General features: G+C 56.5%; 24 protein-coding genes and 1 pseudogene. 8 read left to right on the top strand and 17 right to left on the bottom strand.

What is annotated here, in order from left to right; translation table 11 throughout:
- Positions 1-416 precede the first annotated feature (416 nt).
- Complete coding sequence (locus AC6I79_RS16555) at positions 417-2,078, top strand: methyl-accepting chemotaxis protein (RefSeq protein WP_059009463.1); 1,662 nt, start codon at positions 417-419, stop codon at positions 2,076-2,078.
- A 474-nt stretch (positions 2,079-2,552) separates the two neighbouring features.
- Here AC6I79_RS16555 and AC6I79_RS16550 read toward each other — a convergent pair whose 3' ends face one another.
- Positions 2,553-2,723, bottom strand: a complete 171-nt coding sequence (locus AC6I79_RS16550) for a hypothetical protein (RefSeq protein ID WP_176428074.1) — start codon at positions 2,721-2,723, stop codon at positions 2,553-2,555.
- A 654-nt stretch (positions 2,724-3,377) separates the two neighbouring features.
- On the opposite strand from AC6I79_RS16550, the gene AC6I79_RS16545 reads away from it, so the two are divergent.
- Positions 3,378-3,908, top strand: coding sequence for a GNAT family N-acetyltransferase (locus tag AC6I79_RS16545; protein WP_498027435.1), 531 nt, complete (start codon positions 3,378-3,380; stop codon positions 3,906-3,908).
- Between the two features lie 24 nt (positions 3,909-3,932).
- Here AC6I79_RS16545 and AC6I79_RS16540 read toward each other — a convergent pair whose 3' ends face one another.
- Positions 3,933-6,143: a putative bifunctional diguanylate cyclase/phosphodiesterase gene (locus AC6I79_RS16540; protein WP_498027434.1), complete on the bottom strand. Its 2,211-nt coding sequence runs from the start codon at positions 6,141-6,143 to the stop codon at positions 3,933-3,935.
- 443 nt (positions 6,144-6,586) lie between these two features.
- Entirely contained in the window at positions 6,587-6,826 is a 240-nt protein-coding gene (locus AC6I79_RS16535) for a hypothetical protein (protein WP_039328794.1), read from the bottom strand.
- A gap of 361 nt (positions 6,827-7,187) precedes the next feature.
- Here AC6I79_RS16535 and AC6I79_RS16530 point away from each other — a divergent pair, with 361 nt between their 5' ends.
- On the top strand, positions 7,188-7,394 hold the full coding sequence (locus tag AC6I79_RS16530) for a DUF3606 domain-containing protein (protein WP_045814937.1): 207 nt from the start codon (positions 7,188-7,190) through the stop codon (positions 7,392-7,394).
- Here the strand turns inward: AC6I79_RS16530 and AC6I79_RS16525 are convergent.
- Positions 7,391-8,848: a methyl-accepting chemotaxis protein gene (locus AC6I79_RS16525; protein WP_498027433.1), complete on the bottom strand. Its 1,458-nt coding sequence runs from the start codon at positions 8,846-8,848 to the stop codon at positions 7,391-7,393. The genes AC6I79_RS16530 and AC6I79_RS16525 overlap by 4 nt on opposite strands.
- A 342-nt stretch (positions 8,849-9,190) precedes the next feature.
- On the opposite strand from AC6I79_RS16525, the gene AC6I79_RS16520 reads away from it, so the two are divergent.
- Positions 9,191-10,972 carry a putative bifunctional diguanylate cyclase/phosphodiesterase gene (locus AC6I79_RS16520; RefSeq protein ID WP_481657890.1) on the top strand — a complete coding sequence of 594 codons (1,782 nt, stop codon included), beginning with the start codon at positions 9,191-9,193 and terminating at the stop codon, positions 10,970-10,972.
- A 24-nt stretch (positions 10,973-10,996) separates the two neighbouring features.
- Here AC6I79_RS16520 and AC6I79_RS16515 read toward each other — a convergent pair whose 3' ends face one another.
- On the bottom strand, positions 10,997-12,568 hold the full coding sequence (locus AC6I79_RS16515) for a sensor domain-containing diguanylate cyclase (RefSeq protein ID WP_498027432.1): 1,572 nt from the start codon (positions 12,566-12,568) through the stop codon (positions 10,997-10,999).
- 631 nt (positions 12,569-13,199) lie between these two features.
- Between AC6I79_RS16515 and AC6I79_RS16510 the strand changes: the two genes are divergently transcribed.
- A complete protein-coding gene (locus AC6I79_RS16510) occupies positions 13,200-13,628 on the top strand; it encodes a hypothetical protein (RefSeq protein WP_059009477.1) in 429 nt (142 codons plus the stop codon).
- 470 nt (positions 13,629-14,098) lie between these two features.
- Here AC6I79_RS16510 and AC6I79_RS16505 read toward each other — a convergent pair whose 3' ends face one another.
- A complete protein-coding gene (locus AC6I79_RS16505) occupies positions 14,099-14,314 on the bottom strand; it encodes a hypothetical protein (protein ID WP_498027431.1) in 216 nt (71 codons plus the stop codon).
- A 243-nt stretch (positions 14,315-14,557) separates the two neighbouring features.
- Complete coding sequence (locus tag AC6I79_RS16500) at positions 14,558-15,187, bottom strand: SOS response-associated peptidase family protein (RefSeq protein WP_088515977.1); 630 nt, start codon at positions 15,185-15,187, stop codon at positions 14,558-14,560.
- 54 nt (positions 15,188-15,241) lie between these two features.
- Here AC6I79_RS16500 and AC6I79_RS16495 point away from each other — a divergent pair.
- Both AC6I79_RS16495 and AC6I79_RS16490 read left to right on the top strand, forming a co-directional pair.
- Positions 15,242-15,483 (top strand): annotated as a pseudogene (locus AC6I79_RS16495) (DNA polymerase III subunit theta).
- Positions 15,480-15,662: a hypothetical protein gene (locus AC6I79_RS16490; RefSeq protein ID WP_059009483.1), complete on the top strand. Its 183-nt coding sequence runs from the start codon at positions 15,480-15,482 to the stop codon at positions 15,660-15,662. The pseudogene AC6I79_RS16495 and the gene AC6I79_RS16490 overlap by 4 nt, the downstream one beginning before the upstream one ends.
- A 47-nt stretch (positions 15,663-15,709) precedes the next feature.
- On the opposite strand, the gene AC6I79_RS16485 is transcribed toward AC6I79_RS16490, so the two are convergent.
- The 10 genes from AC6I79_RS16485 to AC6I79_RS16440 all read right to left on the bottom strand — a co-directional run bounded on the left by AC6I79_RS16485 (position 15,710) and on the right by AC6I79_RS16440 (position 22,471).
- Positions 15,710-16,411 (bottom strand): N-6 DNA methylase, encoded by a 702-nt coding sequence (locus tag AC6I79_RS16485; RefSeq protein WP_059009485.1) that lies wholly within the window; start codon positions 16,409-16,411, stop codon positions 15,710-15,712.
- 126 nt (positions 16,412-16,537) lie between these two features.
- Positions 16,538-17,488 (bottom strand): DUF1281 domain-containing protein, encoded by a 951-nt coding sequence (locus tag AC6I79_RS16480; protein ID WP_088515975.1) that lies wholly within the window; start codon positions 17,486-17,488, stop codon positions 16,538-16,540.
- 96 nt (positions 17,489-17,584) lie between these two features.
- A complete protein-coding gene (locus AC6I79_RS16475) occupies positions 17,585-18,568 on the bottom strand; it encodes an ArdC family protein (protein WP_498027430.1) in 984 nt (327 codons plus the stop codon).
- Between the two features lie 71 nt (positions 18,569-18,639).
- Positions 18,640-19,251 carry a hypothetical protein gene (locus AC6I79_RS16470; protein WP_059009492.1) on the bottom strand — a complete coding sequence of 204 codons (612 nt, stop codon included), beginning with the start codon at positions 19,249-19,251 and terminating at the stop codon, positions 18,640-18,642.
- Between the two features lie 80 nt (positions 19,252-19,331).
- Positions 19,332-19,640: a hypothetical protein gene (locus AC6I79_RS16465; RefSeq protein ID WP_059009494.1), complete on the bottom strand. Its 309-nt coding sequence runs from the start codon at positions 19,638-19,640 to the stop codon at positions 19,332-19,334.
- 109 nt (positions 19,641-19,749) lie between these two features.
- Positions 19,750-20,067 carry a hypothetical protein gene (locus tag AC6I79_RS16460; RefSeq protein ID WP_088515972.1) on the bottom strand — a complete coding sequence of 106 codons (318 nt, stop codon included), beginning with the start codon at positions 20,065-20,067 and terminating at the stop codon, positions 19,750-19,752.
- A 78-nt stretch (positions 20,068-20,145) separates the two neighbouring features.
- On the bottom strand, positions 20,146-20,511 hold the full coding sequence (locus tag AC6I79_RS16455; protein ID WP_088515971.1) for a hypothetical protein: 366 nt from the start codon (positions 20,509-20,511) through the stop codon (positions 20,146-20,148).
- 88 nt (positions 20,512-20,599) lie between these two features.
- Entirely contained in the window at positions 20,600-21,016 is a 417-nt protein-coding gene (locus AC6I79_RS16450) for a hypothetical protein (RefSeq protein ID WP_088515970.1), read from the bottom strand.
- A gap of 320 nt (positions 21,017-21,336) precedes the next feature.
- Positions 21,337-21,588, bottom strand: coding sequence for a hypothetical protein (locus AC6I79_RS16445; RefSeq protein WP_141097286.1), 252 nt, complete (start codon positions 21,586-21,588; stop codon positions 21,337-21,339).
- The gene (locus AC6I79_RS16440) at positions 21,581-22,471 is read right to left on the bottom strand and encodes an integrase domain-containing protein (protein WP_498027429.1); all 891 of its coding nucleotides are present in this window, start codon (positions 22,469-22,471) and stop codon (positions 21,581-21,583) included. Before AC6I79_RS16440 ends, AC6I79_RS16445 begins: the two co-directional genes overlap by 8 nt.
- 2,128 nt (positions 22,472-24,599) lie before the next feature.
- On the opposite strand from AC6I79_RS16440, the gene AC6I79_RS16435 reads away from it, so the two are divergent.
- Positions 24,600-24,875, top strand: coding sequence for a hypothetical protein (locus AC6I79_RS16435; protein ID WP_498027428.1), 276 nt, complete (start codon positions 24,600-24,602; stop codon positions 24,873-24,875).
- The last annotated feature ends 43 nt before the right edge of the window (positions 24,876-24,918 follow it).

Here is a 24,918-nt window from a genome sequence, read left to right as displayed (position 1 = left end):
GCCACAACACTGATTGTATGAGGCCTGCTTCGCAGGCCTTATCTGCTTAAGCGGACGGGTTAATGAGCACCTGTATCTCAGGAAGAGCCAACGACCCGCTGGTTTATTCCTGAACATTACGATTCTGAGTCAGTGAAGGCGCTCTGCCAGCAGGCCGATAGCGGCCAGACAGGCTTTTTTCTTTCAGAGCTCGGGGGCGCTGATGCTCATCCGCCACAGTGCTGCTGAGAGATGCTGTATGGATATCCTCATCGAACAGGATCAGGCAATGGGATTGCCACAAACAGAATTTATTTCGCCGGGTGCGCCTTTCCTGAAATAACGTTTCCTGCTTTTCTGCCGATATATATGCTGAAAGTTTTTATTATTTTCAGATTTCATAAAGTATCAGTCACTTACAATGGCAGGAATTACAGATGACGATTACACAGCGATTATTGCTCACCTTTTCACTTCTCTCAGCCGCGCTGGTCGCGATGGTCATCGTGGCCGTCATGGTTGCCGGCGGATTTCAGTCCCGCTTTCAGTATGTGCAGGAAAATACCGTTGCCTCACTGCTGGACCTGGGCAAGCTGGTAGACGGCAGTAACTCCCTTATTATCTGGCTTTACCGCCACCAGAGCGCAACAGACCCGCGGCGGCAGGCTGAAGTTGAAAAGAAAATCGATGAAGCTATCAGTAATATCAAATCACTGAACCAGTATTACCTAAATAACGACATATCGAACGAGGAGGACCGGCAACTGACAGAGAAGGCGTTCTCCACCATCAAACAGGTTGAATCGTCGCTTCCTGCATTTCTTGCTGGCTCACGCGCACAGAATGACGCCGTTGCACTGGGGGCGCTTCAGAGCAATGACGGCATTGGAGAAGCTGCCCGCCAGCTGATTGCTGGCTACCAGAAACAGCTCAAACTGAATGTGAACATCGGTAGTACTCTGCGTAAAGAAAATGACCGGACTTATCAGATGACAGTCTGGAGCCTTGTGGGTGGCTCAATGCTGGCCATTTCCATTCTGGCCTTTTTTGCGCTGAAAACTATTTTCGCTATCCGCGGACAGCTCAACGGCATGCGGCAGACTATGGAAATCGCCAGCCAGCAGCTTGACCTGACTCTGAGGGTGGACGAGTCGCGTCGGGATGAAATCGGCCTGACCGCAAAAGCGTTTAATCATCTTATTGAAAACGTCTCAGCCTCGCTGTCGAAGGTCGAGGCTTCTGCACAGTCGGTCAGCTCAGCCTCTGCGCAGATAGCAGCCGGTAATGAGGACCTCTCTTCACGAACCGAGGAGCAGGCTGCCTCGCTGGAGCAGACGGCGGCAAGCATGTCAGAGCTGAGTGAGACCGTACGTCAGACCGCAGAAAACACACAGCTTGCCAGTCAGCTGGCGAAAAATGCCCGCGATATTTCTGAAGACAGCGCCGGCCGGGTGCGCACGCTGTTGGGCACAATGGGTGACATCAGGGGGAGCTCTGCAAAAATTACGGATATTATCGGGCTCATTGAAGGGATTGCGTTTCAGACCAACATTCTGGCCCTGAACGCCGCCGTCGAGGCCGCGCGTGCCGGGGAGCAGGGCCGTGGTTTCGCTGTGGTCGCCGGCGAAGTCCGCAACCTCGCGCAGCGCTCCTCCTCTTCCGCCCGCGAAATCAAGGAGCTGATTGAGTCATCCATGGGCTTTGTCGAAGCCGGAGCGACGCAGGCCGAGGGTGTAGGAGAGAATATGTCCCGCATGAACGACGCCGTGCGGCAGGTCACCGACCTTGTCGATGAGATATCCGTTGCCGCCAGTGAACAATCTCAGGGTATCGGGCAGGTCCATATTGCCGTAAACCAGATGGATGACGTGACGCAGCAGAACGCCGCGCTGGTTGAAGAGGCTTCGGCCGCGTCACGCTCGCTGATGGAGCAGGCGGCGGCGCTGAATCAGCTGGTCAGTGCCTTTACGCTGGTTCCCGATTCGGGACAGTCAGACACTGTGCGCGCTCAGGCAACACGGCCGATAAGGACGGCTGCTGCATTACGTCCCACCCCTGCCGTTGCGGCAGCGGGAGATGATAACTGGAAGAGCTTCTGAGGCAGCAGTTACGGTTTCTTAGACTGAAACACGGGGCAGGGACCCTTCCTCAGCCTTTCAGCGTTTTTACGTTATTGGCGTGGTGCCTGCCGGCCAGAAAAAGTACATCGTCGCTGCGCATATGTCTGGCCTGCGCGTACCGACATCTTTAGTGTGCCTTATCAGGGGACAAATAACAGATACTGCGACTGATTGTGCTGATGGCTTCCTCCCGGAAGCCGGTTTTATCAAACTGACCAGACAGAAAATGTCAGGCATGAACCGGTGGCAGTAATCACGGCAGAGGCGCGGTGTCATGCCTGCATCTGCAGTTACGGAAGACGTTGTGGAGCGCGTTACGGTCAGGGCCGGTCAGCCCCTGAAAACGTCAATGAGATAAACGGACTTACTCGTGGAGTGTGGCCATCGGATTAATCACCTTATTCGTATAGGCCTGCTGGCGTAAAACTTTAAAGCCCGATCTGCCGGAAGCATTTACTGCTTTTCATGTCGCTCAACGTCCTGTTCGGCCTCTTCGAGCTCGGACATCAACGCCGCAAGGTCAACCACTCCGGCGGCCGGATTACGGCTCGCACGCCGGTAGCGCAACCTGAGCGCACAAAGACGTATCAGCGCTTCGCGGTAAGGTGTGGCAGCATTTTTCATCGGGATGCCTCCTGTCAACTCAACCTTTTGGGTTTTATCACTCCCAACCTGACTCTGTCACGCAGGCGTAAAGCAGGTGACGGCGGCGGAATAGATAAACGTGCACGGTGTCACAGAACAACGTGGGGCAGCAGCGAGTACAGCCGGAAACGATGTGGCGGGACACATGGCAAAAAGTAACCCGGGATGTTCAGACCCGGGATCAAGGCTGGATTTCACATAACCGGTCTTACGCTGGCTGTGTAAAGGGCGGACCAGAGTCCACAAAGTGCTTACTGATATTGCGGAAAGCCGCCATCCATGATACGGGAAAACATTATATGAATATATTACGCTGTCGAGAAAGTGATGCCAGGAAGTGTCTGATTCACTGATTTTTTTACACTGACTGCGCCACTATCGTTTCAGCCGGTACAGTTTATCCTGAATTATGGCCCGCTGAGCGCGCATTGCTGTAAAGCGCGCTCCGCTCACATCACGGTACCCTGAATACCATCAGGAGCCGTTTTATGTCAGCCGCCACAGGGTGGGCCCTTTACGGAATATTTCCTGACGGTCCGCCGTTTATCCACAGACATTCTGCCTGACACGCCGGTCAGCTTCCTGGTGTCTGTCCGGGAGGGGCACTTTCCCTGCCGGAGGTCACGGAGCCCGATGTGTTCGCTGATACTGGCCTGGCACGTGCTATCAGCTCTGCCGCAGGGCGACCTTTCGGGCACCGTCAGCGCCGTTTTCACGCACGGCCGGCCGGGACGTGTGGCGCTGGCACCCGGCGGTCTGGTGCTGGCCCCGCCGCTGCGCGGAAGCGGTATCGGCACCTGGCTTGCGCAGCAAGCTTGCGCATGGGCCGTCACGCTGGCGGCGGCTACACGTGTTGAGGCTTCCGGGTTTGCCCCGGCTGAACCGACTTCATCAGTGGAGCAGATGCGGTTAAGTAAGGCAGTTGCGGGAAAGGGCGGTCTGGATTACAAAGTAGCCTGGCTGCGCCTGCAGCGTCGGTGGAAACGCCAGCCTGATAGTCGAAAGCCCGGAAGCGGTCCTGCGGGACTTCTGGCAGAGGTGCCCGCCACCAACTTCGAGCTGGCGAACTATGAGCGTCTGACCCGCTGCACAGGACCGGCCGGGGTCTGCTGTTTCCGGGCTCGCTGCCCTTACTTCTGCCCGATAAGCTGGCGCACCGGCTGATGGGCCGCTGAGGGCGCCGTTTTATCAGCTGTGCTTCAGCGTCTTACTGTCACCCTCCGCGCTGAGCAGCGCCTCAAACGCCACCGCCGTCAGGGGTCTGCACAGCCCGTTCCCCTGCATGATGTCGCACCGGGCGCCTGTTACGTACGCCCGCTGCTCCGCGTCTTCCACACCCTCGGCCGCCACGCTGAGCCCGAGGCTTTTCCCCAGCGCCGCGATGGCCCGGAACATCATCCGCACGCACATGCTGGTGCCGAGCTCAAGCGTCAGCGACTTGTCAATCTTGAAGCCGCTGACGAAGCCGTGCCGAAGCAGGCTGATGGCGCCCAGCTTGCGGCCGTAGTGATCGATGACGAACGCGGCCCCCGTGCGCCGGATGGCCGCAAACTGTGCCGGCATTTCCTCAACGAGTCCCGTCAGCAGCGGCTCGTCCACCTCCAGGTCCACAAAGGCGGCGTCGCCGCCCGCGGACTCGCGCAGCACGCTTTCCAGCCCGGGACCGGAAAGCTGGCGCGGGAACAGGTTAACGCTGACCCGCAGCCGCGGGCAGCGGACCTGCCACTGCCGGACCTGCGCCAGCGCGGTGCGGATGACCCAGTCGCCGAGCGTCACAGACAGCGGGCTTTTCACCAGCATATCCATAAACTCGGCTGGCAGCAGCAGGCCGCGGGCCGGATGCTGCCAGCGCACCAGCGCCTCGCAGCCGAGCAGGCGGCCGCTGCCGGCGTCATAGCGCGGCTGGTAGTGCAGGATGAACTGCTGCTGGCGTACCGCGGTTTCCAGCTCGCGTTCAAAGCGCCGGCGCCGCTGCTCCGCCGCCAGGAATTCGGGCCGGAACAGGACGCTGCAGCCCTTGCCCGACGCCTTGGCCCGGTAGAGCGCCAGGTCCGCCGCCGACATCACCGACGAGGCGTCTTCTCCGTGTTCGGGATAGGCGGCAATGCCAGTGCTGGCCCCGACAATCACGGGGGAGCCGTGGTAGCTGAATGGCGTCTGCACGGCGGCAATCAGGCGCTCCGCCGTCAGGCCGGCACCGGTACTTCCGCCCGGCAGCAGGATGATAAACTCGTCGCCGCCGAGCCGGGCCGCAGTGACCGCCTCCGCGCACACCAGCCGGATCTGCTCCGCCACGTGACACAGCAGCGCGTCGCCGGCGGCGTGCCCGAGCGTGTCATTGACCTCCTTGAAGCCGTCCAGGTCGGTCATCAGCAGGGTGTAGGGCACGCCGGCCTCGGTCAGCTGCCCCAGCTGCTGCATAAAGGCACCGCGGCTGGCCAGACGCGTCAGCATGTCCAGCGAGGCGAGCTCGCAGAGGCGGGCCTCGCTCTCGTGCCGGGCGGTGACGTCGCGCACAATCATCCCCACCAGGCGTTCGCCGCCCTCCCGCCAGCCCGAGAATGACACCTCGGCCGGAAACTCCCGGCCGTCGCGCCTGAGCCCCCATATCTGCAGCGTGCGCGGCTGCGAAATCGCCGCCTCGTCGGCCGTCAGGCGCTCCAGCTCGTTGCGGTAGTCGGTCTGGCAGCGCTCGGGAATAAGCCCGGCCACATACTGGCCCGCCATCTCCTCCGGGCCGTAACCGAACATCGCGGTGGCAGCCGGGTTCCAGAAGGTGATGCCCCGGCGCAGGTCGGTGCAGATGATGGCGTCCGGGGAGGTGGCCGAGATGGACTCCAGCCGCTGCTGGCTGGCGTGGCGCAGCACCTCGAGCCGGTGGACCTCCATCCGGTCCATCACCAGCGCGGCGATGTCGGCCAGGTGCTGCCGGTCCGCGTCCGTGAGCGGCGGGCGCGGCTGCGTGTCGGTCAGGCACACGGTGCCGATATGGTGGCCGTCCGGGGTGGCAAGCGGGATCCCCGCGTAGAAGCGGATGTGCGGGTAGCCGTGCACCAGCGGGCTGTCGCGAAAACGCGGATCGTCGAGGGTATCCGGCACGCAGAGGATCTCCCCCTGCGCCAGCGTGTGGTCGCAGAAGGCGACGCTGCGGGCGGTGCCGGTGATGTTCAGCCCGTAGCGGGACGCAAAAAGCTGCCGCTGTTCGTCAATCAGCGAAACGAAGGCGGTGGGCACGCGGAAAAGGCGCGCGGCGAGCGTGGTGAGCCGGTCCAGCGCGTTTTCCGGCAGCGCATCCGCCTGCTGATAGGGTGCCAGCGCCGCAAGACGGGTCGCTTCGTGGTCTGATGTCGAGCGTTTCAGGGTCTGTCCCCCCCGGGTCGAATGAGCTGTGGCCGGCATGACACAGCAAAAAGGGGACACGTTCAATCAGACGGGGCCGCAGAAATCCCTGCCGCCCCGCCGCCGGAAGAAAGGCCCGTCAGCTGACCCCGCCGCGGGCGGAGTCAGGGATAACAGTGACGCCCGGCTGTCCGGGCATCACGAAAACGTTACTTCAGGACCACTCCTGGCCGCGTTTCAGCGCTGCAGGGAGGCGCACCGCAGGCAGATTACGCAGTCGGGATGCCGCAGGCGCGCGGACTGGAGCGCGTGCCTGAGCGAGTAAAACGTGCCGAGAAAGCGGCCCCCGCCGGCCTGCGCCAGCTCGCCACAGCCCGCGCAGTGCACCTCTTCAATCGCGGGGCGCCCGCATCGAACTGCATAGTAGTACTTTCCGCTCATGTCCTTATCCTTTTATCGGCCGGGCCCGCCTGAACTTCAGGGGGCTCAGGGAACAGAGCCTGCTACTTTTTCTTTTGCGGCACAAGGGCATAGTGCGGGTGACGCCCGGCGAGCAGCAGCAGGAGCTCGTACTCTCCCTGGCTCAGGGGGGCGGGATTTTTCGCCGCCTCCTTCATCTGCCAGACGCGCAGGCTGAGCTCAAACCGCTCGGCGGCGGCCTCCTGCGACAGGCCGGCCGCAAGCCGGAGCTCGCGGACGTCGGAACCGACCGCGACGGGCCGGTATAAAAGCTGATTTCCCAGAAGACACTCCTTTCGCGGGCAGGCGGACCACAACGGGCCGTCAGGATAAAAAATACGGAACACGCCCCTGATACATCACATTATCTTAATATTTATTCCGTAATGCAATGCGCCCTTAATCGATCGCGGGATAGTCAACCGCAATTACCTGATTTATTTCTATAACGCTAAACCAAATCAGCCGCTCAGCGCGACAGGCATAATATCCATACACCCAGGAATCCTCTCCTTTTTTTACGAAATCCTGACAGAGGGATTAATCCGGTGTTTTCCTGATTATTATTCGCCAGGATAGGCAGGGCTTGCCGGCGGCCGTATTTATTGTGCCGCCCCCCCCTGTACTGATGAAAAGGATAACCTGATGAAAAACCGCGATTATATTCAGCGGCGGGTACCCGCCGACCTGAGCCGCATAGACATCCGGGAGCAGTGGCAGATCACGTTCTGGACGCTGGAACTGCGCACGACCCAGGAGCGTCTGACCCGGGCCGTGCGCGAGGCGGGCCCGGAAGCCGACCGCGTGCGGGCGTGGCTGGAGAAAAATCCGCCCCCCCGCACGACGCGTTAATGATGCCTGAAGGCCACCAAGTCGCCTTCAGGTGGCGGGGTCGCCCGGCGCGGGCTGACCGGTGAAGCGGACGCGGCAACAGCCACGTTGCCTTCTTCTGCAGGCAGTGTAAAGCGGGTGATGGCGCCGCCCAGCGCGATCGTCTGCCCGTTCAGGTTGCCCGCGGTGGCAGAAACCTCCTGCACCAGGGTGGCGTTCTGCTGCGTGACGCGGTCAAGCTCCGCAACCGCCAGCGTGACCTGCGCAATCCCTTTGCTCTGTTCTTCCGAAGCCAGGGCAATCTGTCCGATCAGCGCGTTGACCTCACCGACGCCGTGCAGCACCTCGCTCATGGTGGCACCGGCGCTGCCGGCAGCCCGTCGCCCGTCGCTGACGCGCGCCACGGTGTCGGCAATCAGGCCCTCAATCTCTTTTGAGGCGGCCGCGCTGCGCTGTGCCAGCGACCGCACTTCGGCCGCCACCACGGCAAAGCCCCGCCCCTGCTCCCCGGCGCGGGCGGCCTCAACGGCGGCGTTGAGCGCCAGGATGTTGGTCTGGAAGGCAATGCCGTTGATGGTAGCGGTGAACTGGCGGATTTTTTCTGAGCCCTCCGCGATGCCGCTCATGGCATCAACCACGGTCTGCACCTGCTCCGCGCCCTGCTGCGTGGTGCCGGCGGTGCGTTCTGCCAGCTCGCGCGCCTCGCAGGCGTTTTCCGCGTTGTGTGCCACAGTGGCGGTAATTTCCTCCATGCTCGCCGCGGTCTGCTCCAGCGCGGCGGCCTGAGTGGCGGTCCGGTCGGACAGGTCGGCGTTGCCGGCCGCAATCTCGCCAGCCTCGCGGTGCAGGATCGCCGCGTTGTCGCGGATGGCCGCCACCGCGTCCAGCAGGCTGTGCTGCATCTCACGGACCAGCGGCACCAGCTGCCCGACGCAGTTGCGGCCCAGGTCTTCCGGCTCGCGCGTGAGGTCACCCCCTGCGATGGTCTTCAGGTGCGCGCGGATTTTCGCTACCGGGCGCACCAGGCGCACCACCAGATAGCGGTCACAGAACGCCAGCAGCGCGGCAGCGGCCAGCAGCGCGCTGCTGAGAATCACCTCCAGCCGGTGGCGCCCGGCCATCACCGGCGCGTCGTCGGCCGCGAGCTGCTGCGTCAGGCTTCCGAGCCGCTCGCGGCCGGCGGCCGGATAACGGTCCGGCTCACTCAACGCCGCGCGGTAGCCGTCCCACGCCGCCTCCGGCGGAACGGCGGCCAGCAGGGCCGTCTTCTCGGCTGCGGTCCCGCCCTGCATGACGAGGCCGGCGCGGGCCAGAAAGGTCAGCTGCCGGGTCAGCGCACCGGCGTGGTCGGCGTGGCGGTACATTTCGCGCAGCGTCAGCGCGCTCCAGGCGCCGGCGACCGCAACCATGCTAAATGAAACAATCATCATCCACAGCACGACGCGGCGGATGGTAAAGTGTCTGAGTAAGTGCAAAAGGTATCCCCGGTGTTGCTATTATTTTAAAATAATAAGAAGCATTATCGTTCATTTTATTGGGCGCGTGATTAAGTTGCGCGCTGCATTTATTAAACAGGAGTCTGGCAGGAATATTAAAAAAGGGAACTTCCCGACGATAAAATAAAAGAATCGCGCTGCGCTAAATAATTTGATAAAGAAAATAAACATGACATCAGGCCAGACAACGCCTATAATAAGCGCCATAAAAAAGTTTTAATCGCTTTTCCCTTTCGCAGTTATTGCCTTTTACACCGGTCCGTTACCGTCCACTTTCTCTTTATAATTTCGCACCGGAACCAGGCCGGTGCGGAGGAACCCATGCTGATGAATATTAACGGCGACAGCGATCGCCGCGCGCGGGCGCTGAAAGCGCTGCGCAGCCCCGACGAAAGCCGCGACGACGTGCTGCGCAAGTTTGTGCGGCTGGCGAGCCAGGCGCTGGGTATCCCCGGCAGCTTTATCTCCGTGCTGGACGACGAGCACCAGCACGTGCGGGCCGCCCACAATTTCGCCCTCACGCAGTCCTCGCGGCAGGACTCACTCTGCCGTCACGCGGTGGACAGCGACAGCCCGGTGGTGGTGCCCGACACCTGGCTGGACGCCCGCTTCGTCACGCACCCGCTCATCACGGGCGCACCCTACATCCGCTTCTATGCCGGCGTACCGCTGAAGAACCGCGAAGGCATCGTGCTCGGCACACTGTGCGTCACGGACACTGCCCCGCACCCGTTTGGCGCCGGGCAGGTTACCACCCTGAAGCTGCTGGCCGCGCTGGTGATGTCGTTTCTCGAGGCCTGGCACTCCGCGGGATTCACTGACCCGGTCACCGGACTGCCTAACCGGCAGCGCCTCATCCGCGACCTGCAGTATCTGGCGGCAGCGGGGGATAATACGCCGCGCCGGCTGGTGCTGATTGACTGCATCGACATGCCGCGCGCCTATGAACTCGCGCGCTCAATGGGCATGGGCCCGGTGGAGAGCCTGCTGAAGGACGTGGCCACGCTGCTGCCGCTGCGGCTGCGCCCTGCCACCGGCGAGATGCTTTATACCGTTGCCACCGGCCGCTTTGCGGTGCTGACGCGGGCGGACAGCCGGCTCAGCGCGGACTGGGTGGCGGGGCGTCTGGAGGGGATCAGCGCCGACCTGGGTGACGGCATCGCCGTTGCGCTCAGCACCCACACCGGCGAGGTGGCCTTTATCACGGGCAGTATTACGGCGCAGGAGGTGCTGCGCCGCGCGGTCAGCGCCCTGCACGAGGCCATCGGGCGCGGCGTGCCCGCCATGCGCTTCAGCGAGACCAGCGATGCCCGCCACACTCAGGACTTTACCCTGATGAATGACCTGGCGGCCGCGCTGCAGGAAGACAAAGGCCTGTGGCTCGCCTTCCAGCCAAAAATCTGCCTGCAGAGCGGCCGGCCCGTGGGCCTGGAGGCGCTGGTGCGCTGGCGTCACCCTCAGCGCGGCGAACTTTCTCCCGCCCTGTTCGTGCCGCTGGCAGAGCAGACCGAACTGCTCAGCGCGCTGACGACCTGGGTGACCGACCGCACTATCGCGCGCCTTGCCCGCCTGCGCAACAGCTGCATCCAGCTCCCGGTAACCATCAATATCAGCAGCAGGGATTTTTCCCGCGAGGGCTTTGCCGACGCGCTGGAGGCAAAGATGCTGAAGGCAAAGCTGCCCACTTCGCTGCTGGGCATTGAGTGCCTGGAGACCGAGCGCATCCTTGAAAGCCCGGCGGCAATGCAGGGGCTGGAGATGCTGAAGCTCAGGGGCTTTGGCATCTCGCTGGACGACTTCGGCACCGGCTACAGCAACATCAGCTACCTGCGGCGCATGCCGCTGGACGTCATCAAGCTGGACCGCACGCTCATCAGCGAAATCTCGTCAGACACCGCCTCGCGCATCATCGCGCGCAGCATCATCGCCATGCTGAAGGAGCTGGACTATACGGTGCTCGCCGAGGGGGTCGAGGATGCAGAAACGGTGACCGCACTCACCCAGTACGGCTGCGACCAGGCGCAGGGCTTCTTCTACTCCCGGCCGCTGCCGGAAGGGGAGCTCGACGAGTGGCTGGGCTGGAAGCTGCGCGGGCAGTGCTGACCCGCCGCCGCGGGTTCACAGCCCTCAGGCTGGCGTCCTGTAGCGCCTGAACCCCTCCGGTCCGGCGACGATGACCACGTTACGTCCGGCGCCTTTGGCCTCATAAAGGGCCTCATCGGCGCGGCGCAGAAGCGCATCGCGGCTGCCACAGTCTGACAGCGCGGCCACCCCGGCAGAGACCGTCATGGCGCCGACGTACGGGAACGTTGTGGTGCTGACCACGTCGCGGATGCGCTCCGCTGTGCGGGCCGCATCCTCCACGGAGGTCTGCGGCAGCAGAAGAATAAACTCCTCACCGCCAAAACGGCTGACGACGTCCCCCGTCCGGCACGCCTGCCGCAGCAGACCGGCGAGGCTGACCAGCACCGCATCGCCTGCATCATGGCCGTACCAGTCATTGATTTTTTTGAAGTGGTCAATGTCGATGGCAATCACGCACTGCGCGGCGTCATCGCTGAACCTGTCCGCCATGAGGGTAAAGCCGCGGCGGTTGCAGATTCCGGTGAGCGGATCGGTCATGGCCTCATCGCTGAGCGCAGCCATGCGGCCGGCGACCGCCAGGCGGTGATCCTGTACCGCCTCCTTAAGGCGATCGGCCTCATAATACCAGGCGGGCACCGAGGCCAGCGACGCCTCGCTGTCGTCGTCCCGCACCATGCCGGCCAGCTTTTCAAGCGGGTAAGCGATGCGCCCGGCCATCAGGGCAACGACGGCGGCCGTGAGCACGATGATCCCCAGCAGGAACCACAGCGCGTTTTCCGCCGTGCGCACGAGAATATGCCGGACCGTTTCAGAAGTGCCCGCGATAAAAATGTTCCAGTCCGTTTTGTGCAGGCTGGCGAACCCCGTCAGAAACGCCTGTCCGCCCGCCTCCATGCTGAATCGTCCGCTGTCCATCGTGGCGAGTCGCTTCATCAGGGCGGCACTCAGCGTCATTCTGGTTCCCACGAGAGACGGGTCGTGGCTGAACACGATGAGGCCGTCATTGCTGACGATGCTGACGGTAGAGCCGCGGGCGTAGAAATGCTGACTCAGGATATCGCTCAGCATGCTCTGCTTCCTGAGGTAAATGGTGCCGCCGATGTAGCCCAGATAGCCACCGTCCGGCGCAAACAGCGGCTGTGACAGGAACACGACGTAATTACCGGAGGCCGAGGTAAAGGGGGCCGAGATAAACGGCTTCTGCGTGGCGATGGCCTGCCGGCTCGCATCGGAGTGCAGCTTCACGCCGACCAGGCTCAGGCTTTCCGGGGAGGTGGCGGCGATAACGGCGTCGCGGTTTACCACCACCACCGTGTTAAAAAAGCCGGACTGCAGCCGGAGGCGGTCGGTCTCCCCTCTCAGCAGCGCGGGGTCGGTGAGGCCCTTAATCTGCGTGGCGCTCCAGGCTAGCTCGCGCTGCGCCGTGCCGAGATAGCGATCGGTGGTGTCGGCGAGCTTCCTCGCGTAGGCGATGTTGCTCTCCAGCAGGCTGTCCTCGATGTTGCCCTTCTGAAAAATCAGCAGCGCCCCGAGCAGCAGGCAGGAGGTGAGGATCACCCCGCCGACGGAGAGCGACAGGAGCAGTGTACGGAGGCGGAGTTTTTTCAGCGGCATGGCGTCAGGGGCCCGGTTGAGGTGTCATCAGAGTGTAACGGTCACGGACCGGGTTAAATGGCAGAACAGCGCGCCTTTTATGCGCCGCGCGACAGGATTGCGGGGGCCGGCCCACGCCAGCTTAGCGCATTTCATTCTTCTTAATGCAACTTAATCTGATAATCCTCTGCTTTCACACAATTTTCGTGGATAAATATCATGGAAAATGCTTAATAAAGCGGTGCCGTCTCACCACGGCATAAATCAACGATTAGCCCGTGAAGGCTTGCGGGCATTTTTTTATCGTGCCGGACGTTTTATTTCATGAAGGCGGGCCGGTACCATACAGATAAAAGGGATATACTCCCTGCGCTGCACACACAACGCGTCTGCACAGCAAACGAAGAGAGCTGGCGTCTCCGCCCTTCCGCACCTGACTCAGGTCCGGACGACCGGTGGCGTATTGTCCGGTATTTACGGAACGTCCTGACCGCGCACCCGCGCGGTTTTTTTCTCCGCCGGCGTACAGGCGAACTTATGCACCCGTGCGGTGGATAACCCTGTGGGCAGGGTGCATACACCATCGGCCAGGGAGCGCACCATGCCCGATGGCGGGTGGCGTACAAATTTCATACAGACAGGCGGGCCGTTTATGAACAAGATGCTGCTGCTGTTTGTGCTCATGGCGTCCCCCTTATGGGCGCAGCCGGCAGCCTGCACGCCCGGCTCCGGCACCTGCATCACGGCTTCGGAGGATAAAAACGTGTTTCTGCACGCGACCTGCGATGACGACGGAGCGCTTCTGATTTCGCTGGAGGCGCCGCACGGCAGGCTTTCGGGCGATGACATACAAAACAGCGCAGGACAGGACGGCGGCGGATGGACGTGTGCCGGCGAGGCCCTGCGTGGCCACTGCAACATTCTCTACGCCCGGGTGCCCGGCGCCATGCTGGACATGCTGTCCGGGCGTGCAGGCCGAGGAGTCCGGCTGGCCGGCGCACTGCCGGAAGGACGCCTCCTGAATTTTTCTGCCGCCAGCCTGCGACACTGGGCTGACGCCCTGCCGGCACGCTGCCACTGAGCCCTGCCCTTCCGTGACCGCGACCCGCGCTGCCAGGAATCATCTTATTCACGCGCGCCCGGTTGCCTTAACGGCAGCGGCGGTCTTTGCTTAAACGACTGCAGAGATACAGCAGGTTAAGCGGAGAAACAAACGCCATGGGTTCCGTACGCTGCCGGCGCTGCTGTGCACCTCTGACCACGGAGGATCGTTATTATTTTATCAGCCACTGTGAGACCTGCGACACGGACATCCGGCATCAGGCGGGTGAGGCACACATACCCGTAAAGTCCCCGATGTATGTGCTGAGGGGCGTCTTTTTCTTATTGCGCCGTTACCGTCATATCCGGACGGCCGGGCGCTGACCTCGCGGCGGGAAAGTGACGTCTGCCGCTCAGTGTTTTTTTCAGTGCCCGAAACGATTCGGATATTAAGAAAACACGCATCCCTGCGTGATTATATTTATTCCCAGATTGTTAACGGCAGGTGGGTTACAGAAATCCCCGCATCATTTTAATATAAGACCAGCTTGTCATTCTTTTAATAAACTTTTTCGGGCAGGTGAATTTCCTGCCCTCCCAGTCCAGATTAAACCACTGAAAATCATCGTCCTTTATTTTCTCAATCATACTTAAAGCCTGTTCAGGCGTCCTGAAAGCATAAGCCTTCATCACGCCTTCACGTGTGCGCAAATAAATGTGAACCATATAACCCCCGGGTGAAAAACTACTGTGATTTCATATTATTTTAATAACACGGTCATAATAGCTCTGTTTTCTCACGGTGCGTTATTTATTTTCGTTATGTTCGCTTAAAAAAATCACCCCTGAAAAGCCGCTTAAAATATCTGATTATATTTGTATTAAATAAACAGGAATTTTGATGGCAAAATTCCTGGTCATAAATTAAATATATTTAATCACGTTGACGCATAAGATCATGCTGCATGCTCATCGGACTGATGCCTGTACGCCCGGATGCCACGAAAAGGCGGATTCAGGCAGAGCGCTGGTCCGCGCGATCTCCGCAGCGCGCGCCGGAGAAGTATCATGACTCAGCCATTCCCGAACCGCGTCTGCAGTCAGCACAAGTGGACGGCGGTCATGTATGTCTACCATGCCCTGATTGCTGGCCGCGGTGACGATAACGAAGCCTTCCCGCCCGTGCTCCCGATTGAAGGGCGCCTTTCCGATGGCCGCAAAAAACAGCGGCTGCCTGTCACGGTGGTGAATGAAGTAGGGTTGTTTTCCGGCACCACTTTTTTGCCACTCAAACCAGCCGTTTGCAGGCACGACGGCACGCCCGTGCACCCACAACGGCTTAAACATGCGCCCTGATGCAGCTGTTTCACTGCGGGCATTTATGAGCGGCGCCTTATCCCACCACTCGGGACCATAGCCCCAGTAGACCGGATCGAACGCCAGATCCCCATCGCGTTCACTGAGTAACAGGACCTTTGTGCCCGGCGCCACGTTGTACCGCCCGATAGGCTCCGGGTCCCGGATTAATTCTTCAGGGCTGGCGCCAAGCGCCTCAAAGTATTCATCCCTGCTGCTGTACTGCGCAAACCGTCCACACATAATTACCTCCTGCTATTCAGCATAGGCGGTATACTGTCATCCGGAGGAGTCATCATGTCTCATAACCTTGCAGCCCGGTCGCGGGAAGAACGCGACAGAGTTAACGTGGATTTAGCTGCGTCAGGCGCGGCCTACAAAGAACGCATGAACCTGCCGGTAATACCTGCAGAAGTGGAGCGGCAGCAGCCAGAAGAAATGCGTGAATATTCCGGGAGCGTCTGCAATTCTATCGGCAAGAAGCGCAGAAGTTCCCGCGCGGTACTGACCCGATTTATCAGAAGGAGGAGCAGAAATGACGACGCCGATTGAAAAATTAAAGCAGCTAGCCGAATCTGAACACGTAGCGAAAGATTGTTATTTCGGATACAGCATTGGCAAGCTAACTTCTGATGAAGCTGTCATGCTTTATATGCACCGAAAAACAAAGGAGCATAAAGGTGTTCGCAATCGGCTTCTCAGGGAGAAGCGGGCATAAAATTTCCAAAAGAAAGCAGACCTGTATTCAGGTCTGCCTGCTGAGTTTTAAGCTACGTGAAAAAGTTGTTTTTGCCCTTTAGTGACATTCCGCAACCTTTCCGGCCAGCGCTCCCAGTAATGAACCGGCGTTCGTAAAACCCTTCGCCGCTCATCGCTCAGGGCATTTCCAATCACGACCTCTCCGGCTACGCCGCACAGTGAGAGCTGAATGTAAGCCATACCTGCGGCCAGCGGATCGATGTCCGTTGCTGAAAACCACAGATGACGGTGTGGTGGATAACCGGCCTCCATCATCACGCTGGCGTACGCCAGCACCATACAACCGGCACCGCAGGCTGGTTCCCAGAGGGTAATGAAAGGTTTAACCTTCAGCTGTTCTTCAATATTCCCAAGCTGAAGCTGAGCCATCATACGGGCAATGCTCCACGGGGTAAAAAACTGTCCCCGGTATTTATCACCCATCTCGAGCTGCATAAAAACCCGCCCCAGAAAATCACCTAGCTCCTCTTCAAGCCCGTTCACCACATGGGCAAACAGTTGCGCCAAATTTTTGACGTCAGGTTTTTCATAACGGGACACGATGCGCAGGTACTTCTGTTCACGCTTTTCACAGAACTGCAGGCGATTTTCCAGTGCGATGACGCTACAGCTGATGAAATCCTCAAACACCTGATGCCGGCGGTGATAACGGGCGGTCTGATTAAAGAGTTTAAGAAAGGCTTTTTCGTGATTAATGACTTGTTTCATGCGTGCTTCCTCAGAAAAGGGAACACGCTTCCTGAAGGGAAACGGTGTTCCCTTCGGGGTGAAAAAACGGCCACAGGTTTCGCTGTGGCCGGACGACAGAGCCGGATTACCGGTTCTGGATTGTCGCTATGCGCGGATACTGCCGTAGTGCGCTGTGGTTACAGCGGGCACTAAAGCAGGTTCAGGCGTAACCAGGTACATACGGGCACCATCACCCGATGCAGACTGGCGTAGCTCCTCAGCCGGGTACGGACCGCTGTCAACATGATCGCCCCGGTCAAAGCAGTTGTAACCTGACGTGCCGGCATCCGGTGAAATCCAGTAGTGCCTGATCTCGCAGTCAAACAACTGTGACATTTCTCCCATGATCTCACCTGACGGCGGATACCAGGGAGACGCAAAGTGCAGCGTGAGCGAACCCACATCATCACGGCTCCAGCTGGCCTGATGGCCTGCCGGGAACTCCATGCCAAAAAGCTGCATGTAAAGTTCTAACGATGTATTGAGCCCCCTGAACAGACCCGTATCGCCGTTGAGTTCGGTAGCAAGACGTGACGGCATCACCATCAGCATGTCACAGGGGCAGGTTGTCTCCGGCATACTGCTGAGCCATTCCCAGCGCTCCTGCGGATCGAACTGGCCACCGGCACCGGCTACACCAAACCAGTCGGCATAATGCACGGCCATCAGCTGCGCCATTATCTGCCGGGCTGAAAACGGAATGGCTTCCCATTTCAGCGCATCGATGCCGGACTGCAGCGTGATTTTCTCCATGCGGGAGAGTGTCTTCGTGTCCAGCCACGCATCCTGCTCCAGCAGCTCGATAAAGTGCTGGAATGCCTGGTTAGGTGAAGTCTGCGCTCCCGTACCTGAAGCGGTCAGCATCGGATACGGCGCATAGTCCATGGCCCTGATAGGCTTGAGTATGCCGGCACAGCCAGCGAGAAACAGTTTTATCGCCTGCCGGACGGCATGGCGGTATAGCGGTTTTTCCGTGCCGGCAATCCAGGGCTGCATAACATCAAGGCAGACTGACTTACCGGTGATTTCCAGGCGGTTCTGGCACCATGAAAACATTGTGAAACTCCTCTTGTCGGTTGAAACGAAAAGAGGGCATCTTCCTGAGGAAGATGCCCTCAGGGGGATGATGGCGGCCGCAGCCGCCGGGTCAGATTATGCCGCCTGTTCCGTATTACGGTTCAGGGGCGCAAGTAAATATTCCGAGGCTTCACGGGCGAACCGGCAGGCACGGAAAATTGCCCGTTTGTCTTCCCGAAGTGCTCTCAGCCAGCCGGCAAGATAGCTTTCGTGCTGCACGTCGCCGGTAATACCGAGCTCCGCACAGAGAAAGGCGCTGCCGGTTTCCGCTATCAGCTCTTCGAACGCATAAACCGGGTCACCAAACTGCCGTGACGATGAGGTAATGCCTTCCCGGTTCAGGCGACTGCCGTGCCCGGTGGCATGCACCAGTTCATGCAGCAGGGTGGACCAGTAGTCCGCCTCCGTCCGGAACTGCGATACCGTCGGCATGACTATGCGGTCAGCGCCCGGCCGGTAATAAGCGCGGTCCTGCCGGCGGTGATCGCACCCGACTCCCGTGGAGCTGAATATCTGCTGTACCTGATTCAGCTGTACCGCGCTGAGTTCAGACGGGGATTCTGCCGGAACAGAAACCACACCTTCACCGCTAACGAATTCAGGCAGGCCCTCACACTGTTCAACGTTGAACAGCTGCAGTTGCTTCAGCATGGTCAGTTGCTCCATAACCGGCTCTCCGTCCCGGAACAGCAGATTATCACTGCTGTCCCTGGCCTGTTTCTCAAACAGTTTGTAGATAATGGCCAGCGCGCTGGTTTCATTCTTCCTGACGTGACCTCCCGCAGTTTTAGCCTGCAGGAAAGTCAGCCAGCGATCGGACGTATAACCGTGTTCTTCTGCGGCCATCCAGAGCAGGGGAACGTTAACCCCGCTGTAGGCACGGCCGGTTACGGCATTGACCGGCAGGCAGCTGCCGTGCACGTTCTGAGCCGAACGCCACGGGCGCCGCCAGGGCGGCACGCCATTTTCCAGCGCCACAATGATTTTATCGGTGACCTGCTGATACAGGTCAGTAGTCTGTACTGCTGACGCTTTGGATCGGGCTGTTGTCTTTTTCATGGGATGCATCCTTTGAAAACGGGGCGCATCCCGGCCGGTGGCGGACGATGCGCCACCGGTGAGTGGAAAAATCAGTAAAAACGTAAGGAGCCGTCGGCCATAACCAAACGAATACGGTCACGTACGCTCGCGACCGCACTGTCAAACATCTCCCGATCGGCGGGTTTCGCCCGCTTTGAATCAAGGCGAATGACCTGGTCGAGAACATGTAATGCCTGCGAACGCCAGCTGAGACGTTCAGCATTACCTACACAGGCATGAAAATGGCGCAGCGACTGATCGTAAAGCCAGCGGGTCCGGTCACGATATTCGCTCACCGGTACATACACCTTCAGCGGTGGATGCGTTTCCACATGAAGCGTCAGCGCATTGTTCAGGTTACTAATAACGGGTTTGATGAGCAGATCATGTTGGTCATTCAGCACAGCATCAAACATGCTCTGCGCAATAAAGGTCTGAAAGGAGAATTCCCGTTCGGGTATCAGTGAGTCAGCAAGTTCTGACCAGTCTGCATCCTCCGACGGATTACACCCTGCAGCCCAGGCTTTCAGCCACTCTCCGGGATGATTGTCATCAGGTACACGAAGATAAATCCCCAGGTTCTTTTCAAGTATCAGCGGGCGCTGCATACCCAGGTTCTGTGTGAAAAGCGGACGAAGTTCAGCAGAAGTAAAACGGATCATATTTCCTCCGTATAAAAGAAGGAGGAAACCTCCCCGGGAGGGAAGGCCCCTCCGGGAAGTGTTAATCAGTAAAAACAGATTCAGTCGAAACGGTAACGCAATCCGGCCATTTGCTGCGCCATCTGCCGGCCCGCCCGTAAAGCCTTACGTGCGGAGGCAAACTTACCTGCGCTGCCAAGTTGCTGATACTGCCAGTCACGCGAACTGTAGCCCGTTCTGCGTGAAATGATGGCGGTAAACCCTCCTTCAGACTGAACGACCTCGGCGCGGAAACTGCTGTGTCCGCTGCGGTTGGTGAACCATTCAGCCTGCTGCTGACGCATTGCCTCTGCAAGGCAGCTGAGGGCGCGCGATGTGCGGGTGATAAGTAACAGCATTATACTGCTCATGGTTTTCTCCTTAATGAATGCGGAGAAAACCATCACCGCAGATGCAGGGAGGTTGTCCCCGCATGGGTTAAAGCCTTTGTCATAAATGACGCCGGCGTCTGGTTAATGACTAACCGAAGTGATGATATAAAGCGTTATCCGGATCGTCCGGGTTAAAGGTTCGGCTGGCAGGAATGTGAACTGTCATGGCGCAACCGCAGGCTGGGTGATAACGATGACGGAAACGATGGATGTAGCGTTTTCCAAACCACAGAACGCGTTTTTCCACTGTCTCCATGTACTGCCAGACTTCACCGTCATTATCAGCAACAGCCGGGTCCTGCAGGGCGCGGTTAGATCTGTGCTTTGCCAGCCTGCTCCACATCCGGTGCCATTCGCTGCTGTTATGTTTAACGAGTAATAACGTATTAAATGCCAGTGTATTCACAGGTAAATCCTCTTCAGTAAAAATAAGAGGATTTGTCTCCGTATGGAGAAAATCCCCATACGGGTTAAGTGCATCACCTCAGAAATCTGCTTCGCTATTTTCCATAGCCAGAAAGCATTTTTCGTCTTTGACTGCGCTTTTGTAGAAATATGTCCAGGCCTCTTTATCAATACCTTCTGCCATGCGGCAAAGGCCGTTAAAGAATGCCTCCCATGATTCAGGTATAAGCTTCCGGACATGCAGTTCAGCCAGGTCCCTGGCGACCGCAGCCATTTCCCAGACGTAAAACGGAAAGCCGTCGTCATCTGTCCCGGTATTCAGGCCAAAACGGCGAAGCGCTGCGATACTCAGCAGCTCGCCCTCTGCTTTGGCCAGTGCGACTTTGTGAGCGGTACGCTCGCTGGCACGATGATAAAAATCTGAAGTGAGAGTTAAATCGTTCATTGAGGATTCCCTGAAGCGTCGGGGAAATCTGTCCCTGACGGGGACAGAAGTCCCGTGAGGGTGAAAGACTGTCCGTTTGATAAGGCAGTCAGGCGATGTCAGAAAAACCGGCGCTCTGATAAAACATTTTGCGCGCTTCTTCTGTAGCGTCGTCCAGCTCTTTTTCCTGGCGAGACAGGGTAACGCCCTGGTGAAAAGCCGTATTCCAGTGACGACTGTGAACATTTGCCCCCAGGAGCGTCAGCTCGTTCACGGCTTCTTCGACAAAGGTGTGTCTTATGAAGCAATGCTCAGTTGCAAAACCAACGGTATGTGCGACATATCTGAGAAAAGTCAGGTAGTCTGGAAGGCCGTCAGCAGGAACCTGAGGATCGGCGTCAACCATGAGTTTGTAACCAAGACGTACGTTAAGCTGAGTTTTAACGTAATCCACCATGATTCTTGCAGAAGCGGATGAATCACAATTCAGTAACGTGAGCGGATTGATCATTTTGGTGTAATGCATGGGTACGATTCCTTATAAAAAAAGGGAACCGTCCCAAAGGGAAAGTATCCCTCAGGGTGAGAATCAGGCCAGAAATGCCGGATGAGTAAATCAGGTGTTCAGGAGAGTGAAGCGAAGTAAAAAGGACCTTAACCGCAGGGGTCCCTGTTTTCAAAGGTTAACAGGTTTGTACCGCCCGAAAGCGCCATCTCTCAGGTTGTGATGGCATTGGCATGTGATTACCCGAAGGCGTTCCTCTCAAATCACCGGAACATTGGCAGTTGTCAGAGACAACGTTAGCAAAATAAGCGTACACAATTCCCGCACCTCAGGCAAGAGTATCAACGCAAAGATCTTACCGCTTTAATTTTTGCACTCAGCACAATCCTGAAAGTTTCAATCAGTGCGCCCTGAGTGAAATACAGACAGGCATCAGTACGGGTGAGCCTGTCACCATAATGTGCATAAGCCTCCTGTAGACAGGCCACCTCGTAATGTCCCCTGTCGATAATGCGTGAAACGTTTACTTTAAATCCTAAAAGCACACGACAAATAATCGAAACTTTACCAGAAATAAAACCATGCTTATTCATGAAGCTCAACCTTGTTATAAACACGCGCCACGTAATGTCCCCTGCCATCGCCATGTCCCAGATCCATTGATGCAAGAGCCTGCGCCTCTTCTTTAGTAAAACCATTTTTCATATGGAGATTCATAACATCAACAGAGTACGCATAACGTAAACTATGGGGTGCATATTTGCCGGTTAATCCTGATTCACGGACGACATTGCGATAGCGTTCAATAGCCGTGTGTAATGATGGTTTATCGATTAACTTGCCATTATTTTCACTCAGATGTTTAAGAGACGCATTGATTGCAGCCAGAGTCGCATCACGATCTAATACCGTGGTATCTCTTGGGCGCCCTCCTTTTGTACCGAATACAATGCGTATTTTTTCGTCCCCATTCAGTAACGCTTTTTGCCAGGTACGCAATGATTTAGCAGACTGAACTGTTTCTTCCGTTCTTAAACCGAGTAATCGGGATAGCCTCATTGCGCAGGCAATGCCCTCATCCTTTTGCTCTACACTCGTTAATACCTGCCGAAAATAATTATCGGGAATGGCAACCTTCGTTCCGTCCCGGCTCGTTTCCGAAATGCCCAGGGCCTGGTTGCTCAGTTTTTCATGAGAAGGATTAGCCATGAATGTCTTTCCTGCAACCCGCAGTAAAGCGCGGATCGCCGCCATTTCATTTTGAAGTGTGCGCCTGGAAATTTCTTCTGAAAGGCGACTTTTCATATACAGTTCGATATGCGACGTTTTAATGTTCCTTATATCTCTGATTTGAACATTAAGCCTTAATAAACGCTCGGCAAACCTGTCAGCAATTTTCATTCGGTCAGAAACAGTTTTAAAACTTCCGCCCGCCTGTCTGGCAAGCGTTTTAAGATTTTTATTCAGTTTTGCCATAATCCCCCTCCATTTAAACAGGTGTCAGTGCTTTTCCGTCTGCGTAAACGGAAAAGCACTGACACCGGCTGCGCCACAGCTACAGACGATGAATTTCACCCCGACGGCACGGTTTGTGGTTGCGCTTCCTGCGTCTCGACAGATATCTGTGCATCGGGGCGGCGAAATGTTGAGTTATTGCGAAGCTCCCCAGGTCTCTGACCTGTTCGCGGTTTGCACCGGGCTGAAATGAATCAGTCTGCTTCCACACACCAGTATGCTGACTGGTGTCGCCATCGATATCGTGTCGATTTTCTCCTCTTTTAATGAAGTCCCGGGCCGTTTTCACGGCTAAGACGTTTGATTGATAAATGAACAAACGGTGAATGAAGTACGTCTTTAAGGCGCTTAAAACCTTTGAGTACGTGTTGGTCAGTTGGTAAAGAAGTTGTTTAAACGGCAGTGCGTCAGCGCTGCCAGTTATGCGCTGCGCGCGTCACTTGGTACTCGTTTCACTCGAACGCAAGTGACGCCGCGCTCCTCTGCTCTCAATGCTGCCGTGGAAGATGCCCAAATGTTCCAAATGGTCATACCCACGTCGCAAAGTTTGCAACGGATGCAGTCGTCAAAAAATCGAGACGAAACGAAGAAAACAGACAGATGAGTCTGAAAGAAGGCTGTCAGGGACGGCTTGTTTGTGAAGGAATATCCTTTATCGCTGTCAAGGCGATCCCCATTTTCAAAGGCTAACGGGTTTACCGCCCGAAGGCACCGTCTCTCAGGTCATAACGGTTTTGGCATGCAATCACCCGAAGGCGTCCCTCTCAGATTGGCGGGACATTGGCATGTTGCTTTACGCAACGGTACAACGAGGGAGATGTTAGATCGAAGCGTGATCCTTTTTCAAGTAACTTCTGTCACCAGAATATATATGTAGCCTTTTCCCTCCTGAATAGAACCATGTTATGTTCATGTTTATATAGATGATTAATATATTCAGGATACCACCGGTTAGCACTATATTACATATAAACGACAATGCCTATATGCGGCTTATTAATTGCAATAGAATGAATCTTTAAAGATGCCTCGAAATTGCATGTAATTCACAGCCAGAATGAAAACGTTGCGGTAAAAAATGATGCGTCTGATTGGTATGACCGAAGGAAATCTCAGAAATAGGATGCGCTGAGGGCTTTTCAAGTTAATTGATAGTAATCGTAGCACATCCCTTCCTTAAGGAATTCTTCTCTAGGTAACTGGTGAAATCACTTTAATCAGAATCAGAATCAGAATCAGAATCAGAATCAGAAGTTTGTGCGGTATTTTAATAAAAAAAATAACAGAAGGGTAATTCCTTGTCCGTCATCTAACAAAGTTATTTCCTCAAAGGAGAATAAAAGTGTTTTTGTGTAATGAAAGCAAAAAAAACACTTAATGTTTATAAAATTGCATTAAATGAAATTCATTCCTGATGTGTTTGACAAATACATATCATCCATTGCAGGTCCCGACAGCAACACAGGTAAAAATAGTAAGGCTGCCCTGAATCGTTTGAAGTCATTTAATGAAGCTCTTAATCGATGCGCTCATTTTTATCAGTTTGGAATTTTTGACCTATAATCTTTGAAGATGATGGGCGTGTACTCACACTCTCGCCAGCAGATACGGTTATATATCCTACCTGATCAAACGCAGGGCATAATAATGCAATCAAATTAACAGGGTTATTATTTCAGATGTGTCGCCACATTATGAAAGAACCTGCGCAAATGAGGAGTTGGTTTTCTTGTAAATTAAGAAGAACTAAATAACCTCAGGTAGGATGAAAAAGCGAAAACTTCACCGCTTACAGGTGAATATGTCATTATTTCAGATGCATCTCACATATTCACGTTCGGTAAGAAGACTGTCTTGGCAAAGAGAGGTCTACAGGCATACTCCCCTTCATGTCAACTTCACGCCGCACTACAGGTTGAGCCAAACCTTTTTGACTTTATACTGAGCGGTCATAGTCAACCATAGAATCAGTCTCTTGATGTTCAAAAATTTGCCAGCCCTACTGAAATTTAGTAACCTGGTACCATGCTGTTGAAAGGCTGTTTTAAACTCTACTGCCAGGATTAACAAAGTCAGAGGAACCATCATCATGAGTGGTAAAAATGGGTTCGATGCTGAAGACTTAAGCACCACACTGGCTCGTTTTGCGAGTAAACGTCGTCGTAACATCGTTTATGATGAAGCAAAGCTGAAACATAAAGCGCCAGAACCTGTCGCGCTCTCTAGTGCAACGCACGATTGTGGAACAACCATTCTAAAAAGTGTGGCGACTAATTCAGAAAAAAACCAAGAAGAATACAAATCTTCATTGAAGTATAGTTGGGAAAAAGAAGGATTTTTCAGGCACAAAGATGGTTTTAATTAAGCGGTGGGTAATTCTTACCACCGCTTTTGAGGTGCGCAATTGA

Source organism: gamma proteobacterium symbiont of Scutellera amethystina (assembly GCF_059730845.1).
Note: the sequence above shows the minus strand (reverse complement) of the source record. Positions and strands in the feature narration are given on the sequence as shown.

Coding starts and splice junctions, on each gene's coding strand:
- AC6I79_RS16555 (WP_059009463.1), top strand. CDS start 417: ATGACGATTACACAGCGATTATTGCTCACCTTTTCACTTCTCTCAGCC.
- AC6I79_RS16550 (WP_176428074.1), bottom strand. CDS start 2,723: ATGAAAAATGCTGCCACACCTTACCGCGAAGCGCTGATACGTCTTTGT.
- AC6I79_RS16545 (WP_498027435.1), top strand. CDS start 3,378: ATGTGTTCGCTGATACTGGCCTGGCACGTGCTATCAGCTCTGCCGCAG.
- AC6I79_RS16540 (WP_498027434.1), bottom strand. CDS start 6,143: ATGCCGGCCACAGCTCATTCGACCCGGGGGGGACAGACCCTGAAACGC.
- AC6I79_RS16530 (WP_045814937.1), top strand. CDS start 7,188: ATGAAAAACCGCGATTATATTCAGCGGCGGGTACCCGCCGACCTGAGC.
- AC6I79_RS16520 (WP_481657890.1), top strand. CDS start 9,191: ATGCTGATGAATATTAACGGCGACAGCGATCGCCGCGCGCGGGCGCTG.
- AC6I79_RS16515 (WP_498027432.1), bottom strand. CDS start 12,568: ATGCCGCTGAAAAAACTCCGCCTCCGTACACTGCTCCTGTCGCTCTCC.
- AC6I79_RS16510 (WP_059009477.1), top strand. CDS start 13,200: ATGAACAAGATGCTGCTGCTGTTTGTGCTCATGGCGTCCCCCTTATGG.
- AC6I79_RS16505 (WP_498027431.1), bottom strand. CDS start 14,314: ATGGTTCACATTTATTTGCGCACACGTGAAGGCGTGATGAAGGCTTAT.
- AC6I79_RS16500 (WP_088515977.1), bottom strand. CDS start 15,187: ATGTGTGGACGGTTTGCGCAGTACAGCAGCAGGGATGAATACTTTGAG.
- AC6I79_RS16490 (WP_059009483.1), top strand. CDS start 15,480: ATGACGACGCCGATTGAAAAATTAAAGCAGCTAGCCGAATCTGAACAC.
- AC6I79_RS16485 (WP_059009485.1), bottom strand. CDS start 16,411: ATGAAACAAGTCATTAATCACGAAAAAGCCTTTCTTAAACTCTTTAAT.
- AC6I79_RS16480 (WP_088515975.1), bottom strand. CDS start 17,488: ATGTTTTCATGGTGCCAGAACCGCCTGGAAATCACCGGTAAGTCAGTC.
- AC6I79_RS16475 (WP_498027430.1), bottom strand. CDS start 18,568: ATGAAAAAGACAACAGCCCGATCCAAAGCGTCAGCAGTACAGACTACT.
- AC6I79_RS16470 (WP_059009492.1), bottom strand. CDS start 19,251: ATGATCCGTTTTACTTCTGCTGAACTTCGTCCGCTTTTCACACAGAAC.
- AC6I79_RS16465 (WP_059009494.1), bottom strand. CDS start 19,640: ATGAGCAGTATAATGCTGTTACTTATCACCCGCACATCGCGCGCCCTC.
- AC6I79_RS16455 (WP_088515971.1), bottom strand. CDS start 20,511: ATGAACGATTTAACTCTCACTTCAGATTTTTATCATCGTGCCAGCGAG.
- AC6I79_RS16450 (WP_088515970.1), bottom strand. CDS start 21,016: ATGCATTACACCAAAATGATCAATCCGCTCACGTTACTGAATTGTGAT.
- AC6I79_RS16445 (WP_141097286.1), bottom strand. CDS start 21,588: ATGAATAAGCATGGTTTTATTTCTGGTAAAGTTTCGATTATTTGTCGT.
- AC6I79_RS16440 (WP_498027429.1), bottom strand. CDS start 22,471: ATGGCAAAACTGAATAAAAATCTTAAAACGCTTGCCAGACAGGCGGGC.
- AC6I79_RS16435 (WP_498027428.1), top strand. CDS start 24,600: ATGAGTGGTAAAAATGGGTTCGATGCTGAAGACTTAAGCACCACACTG.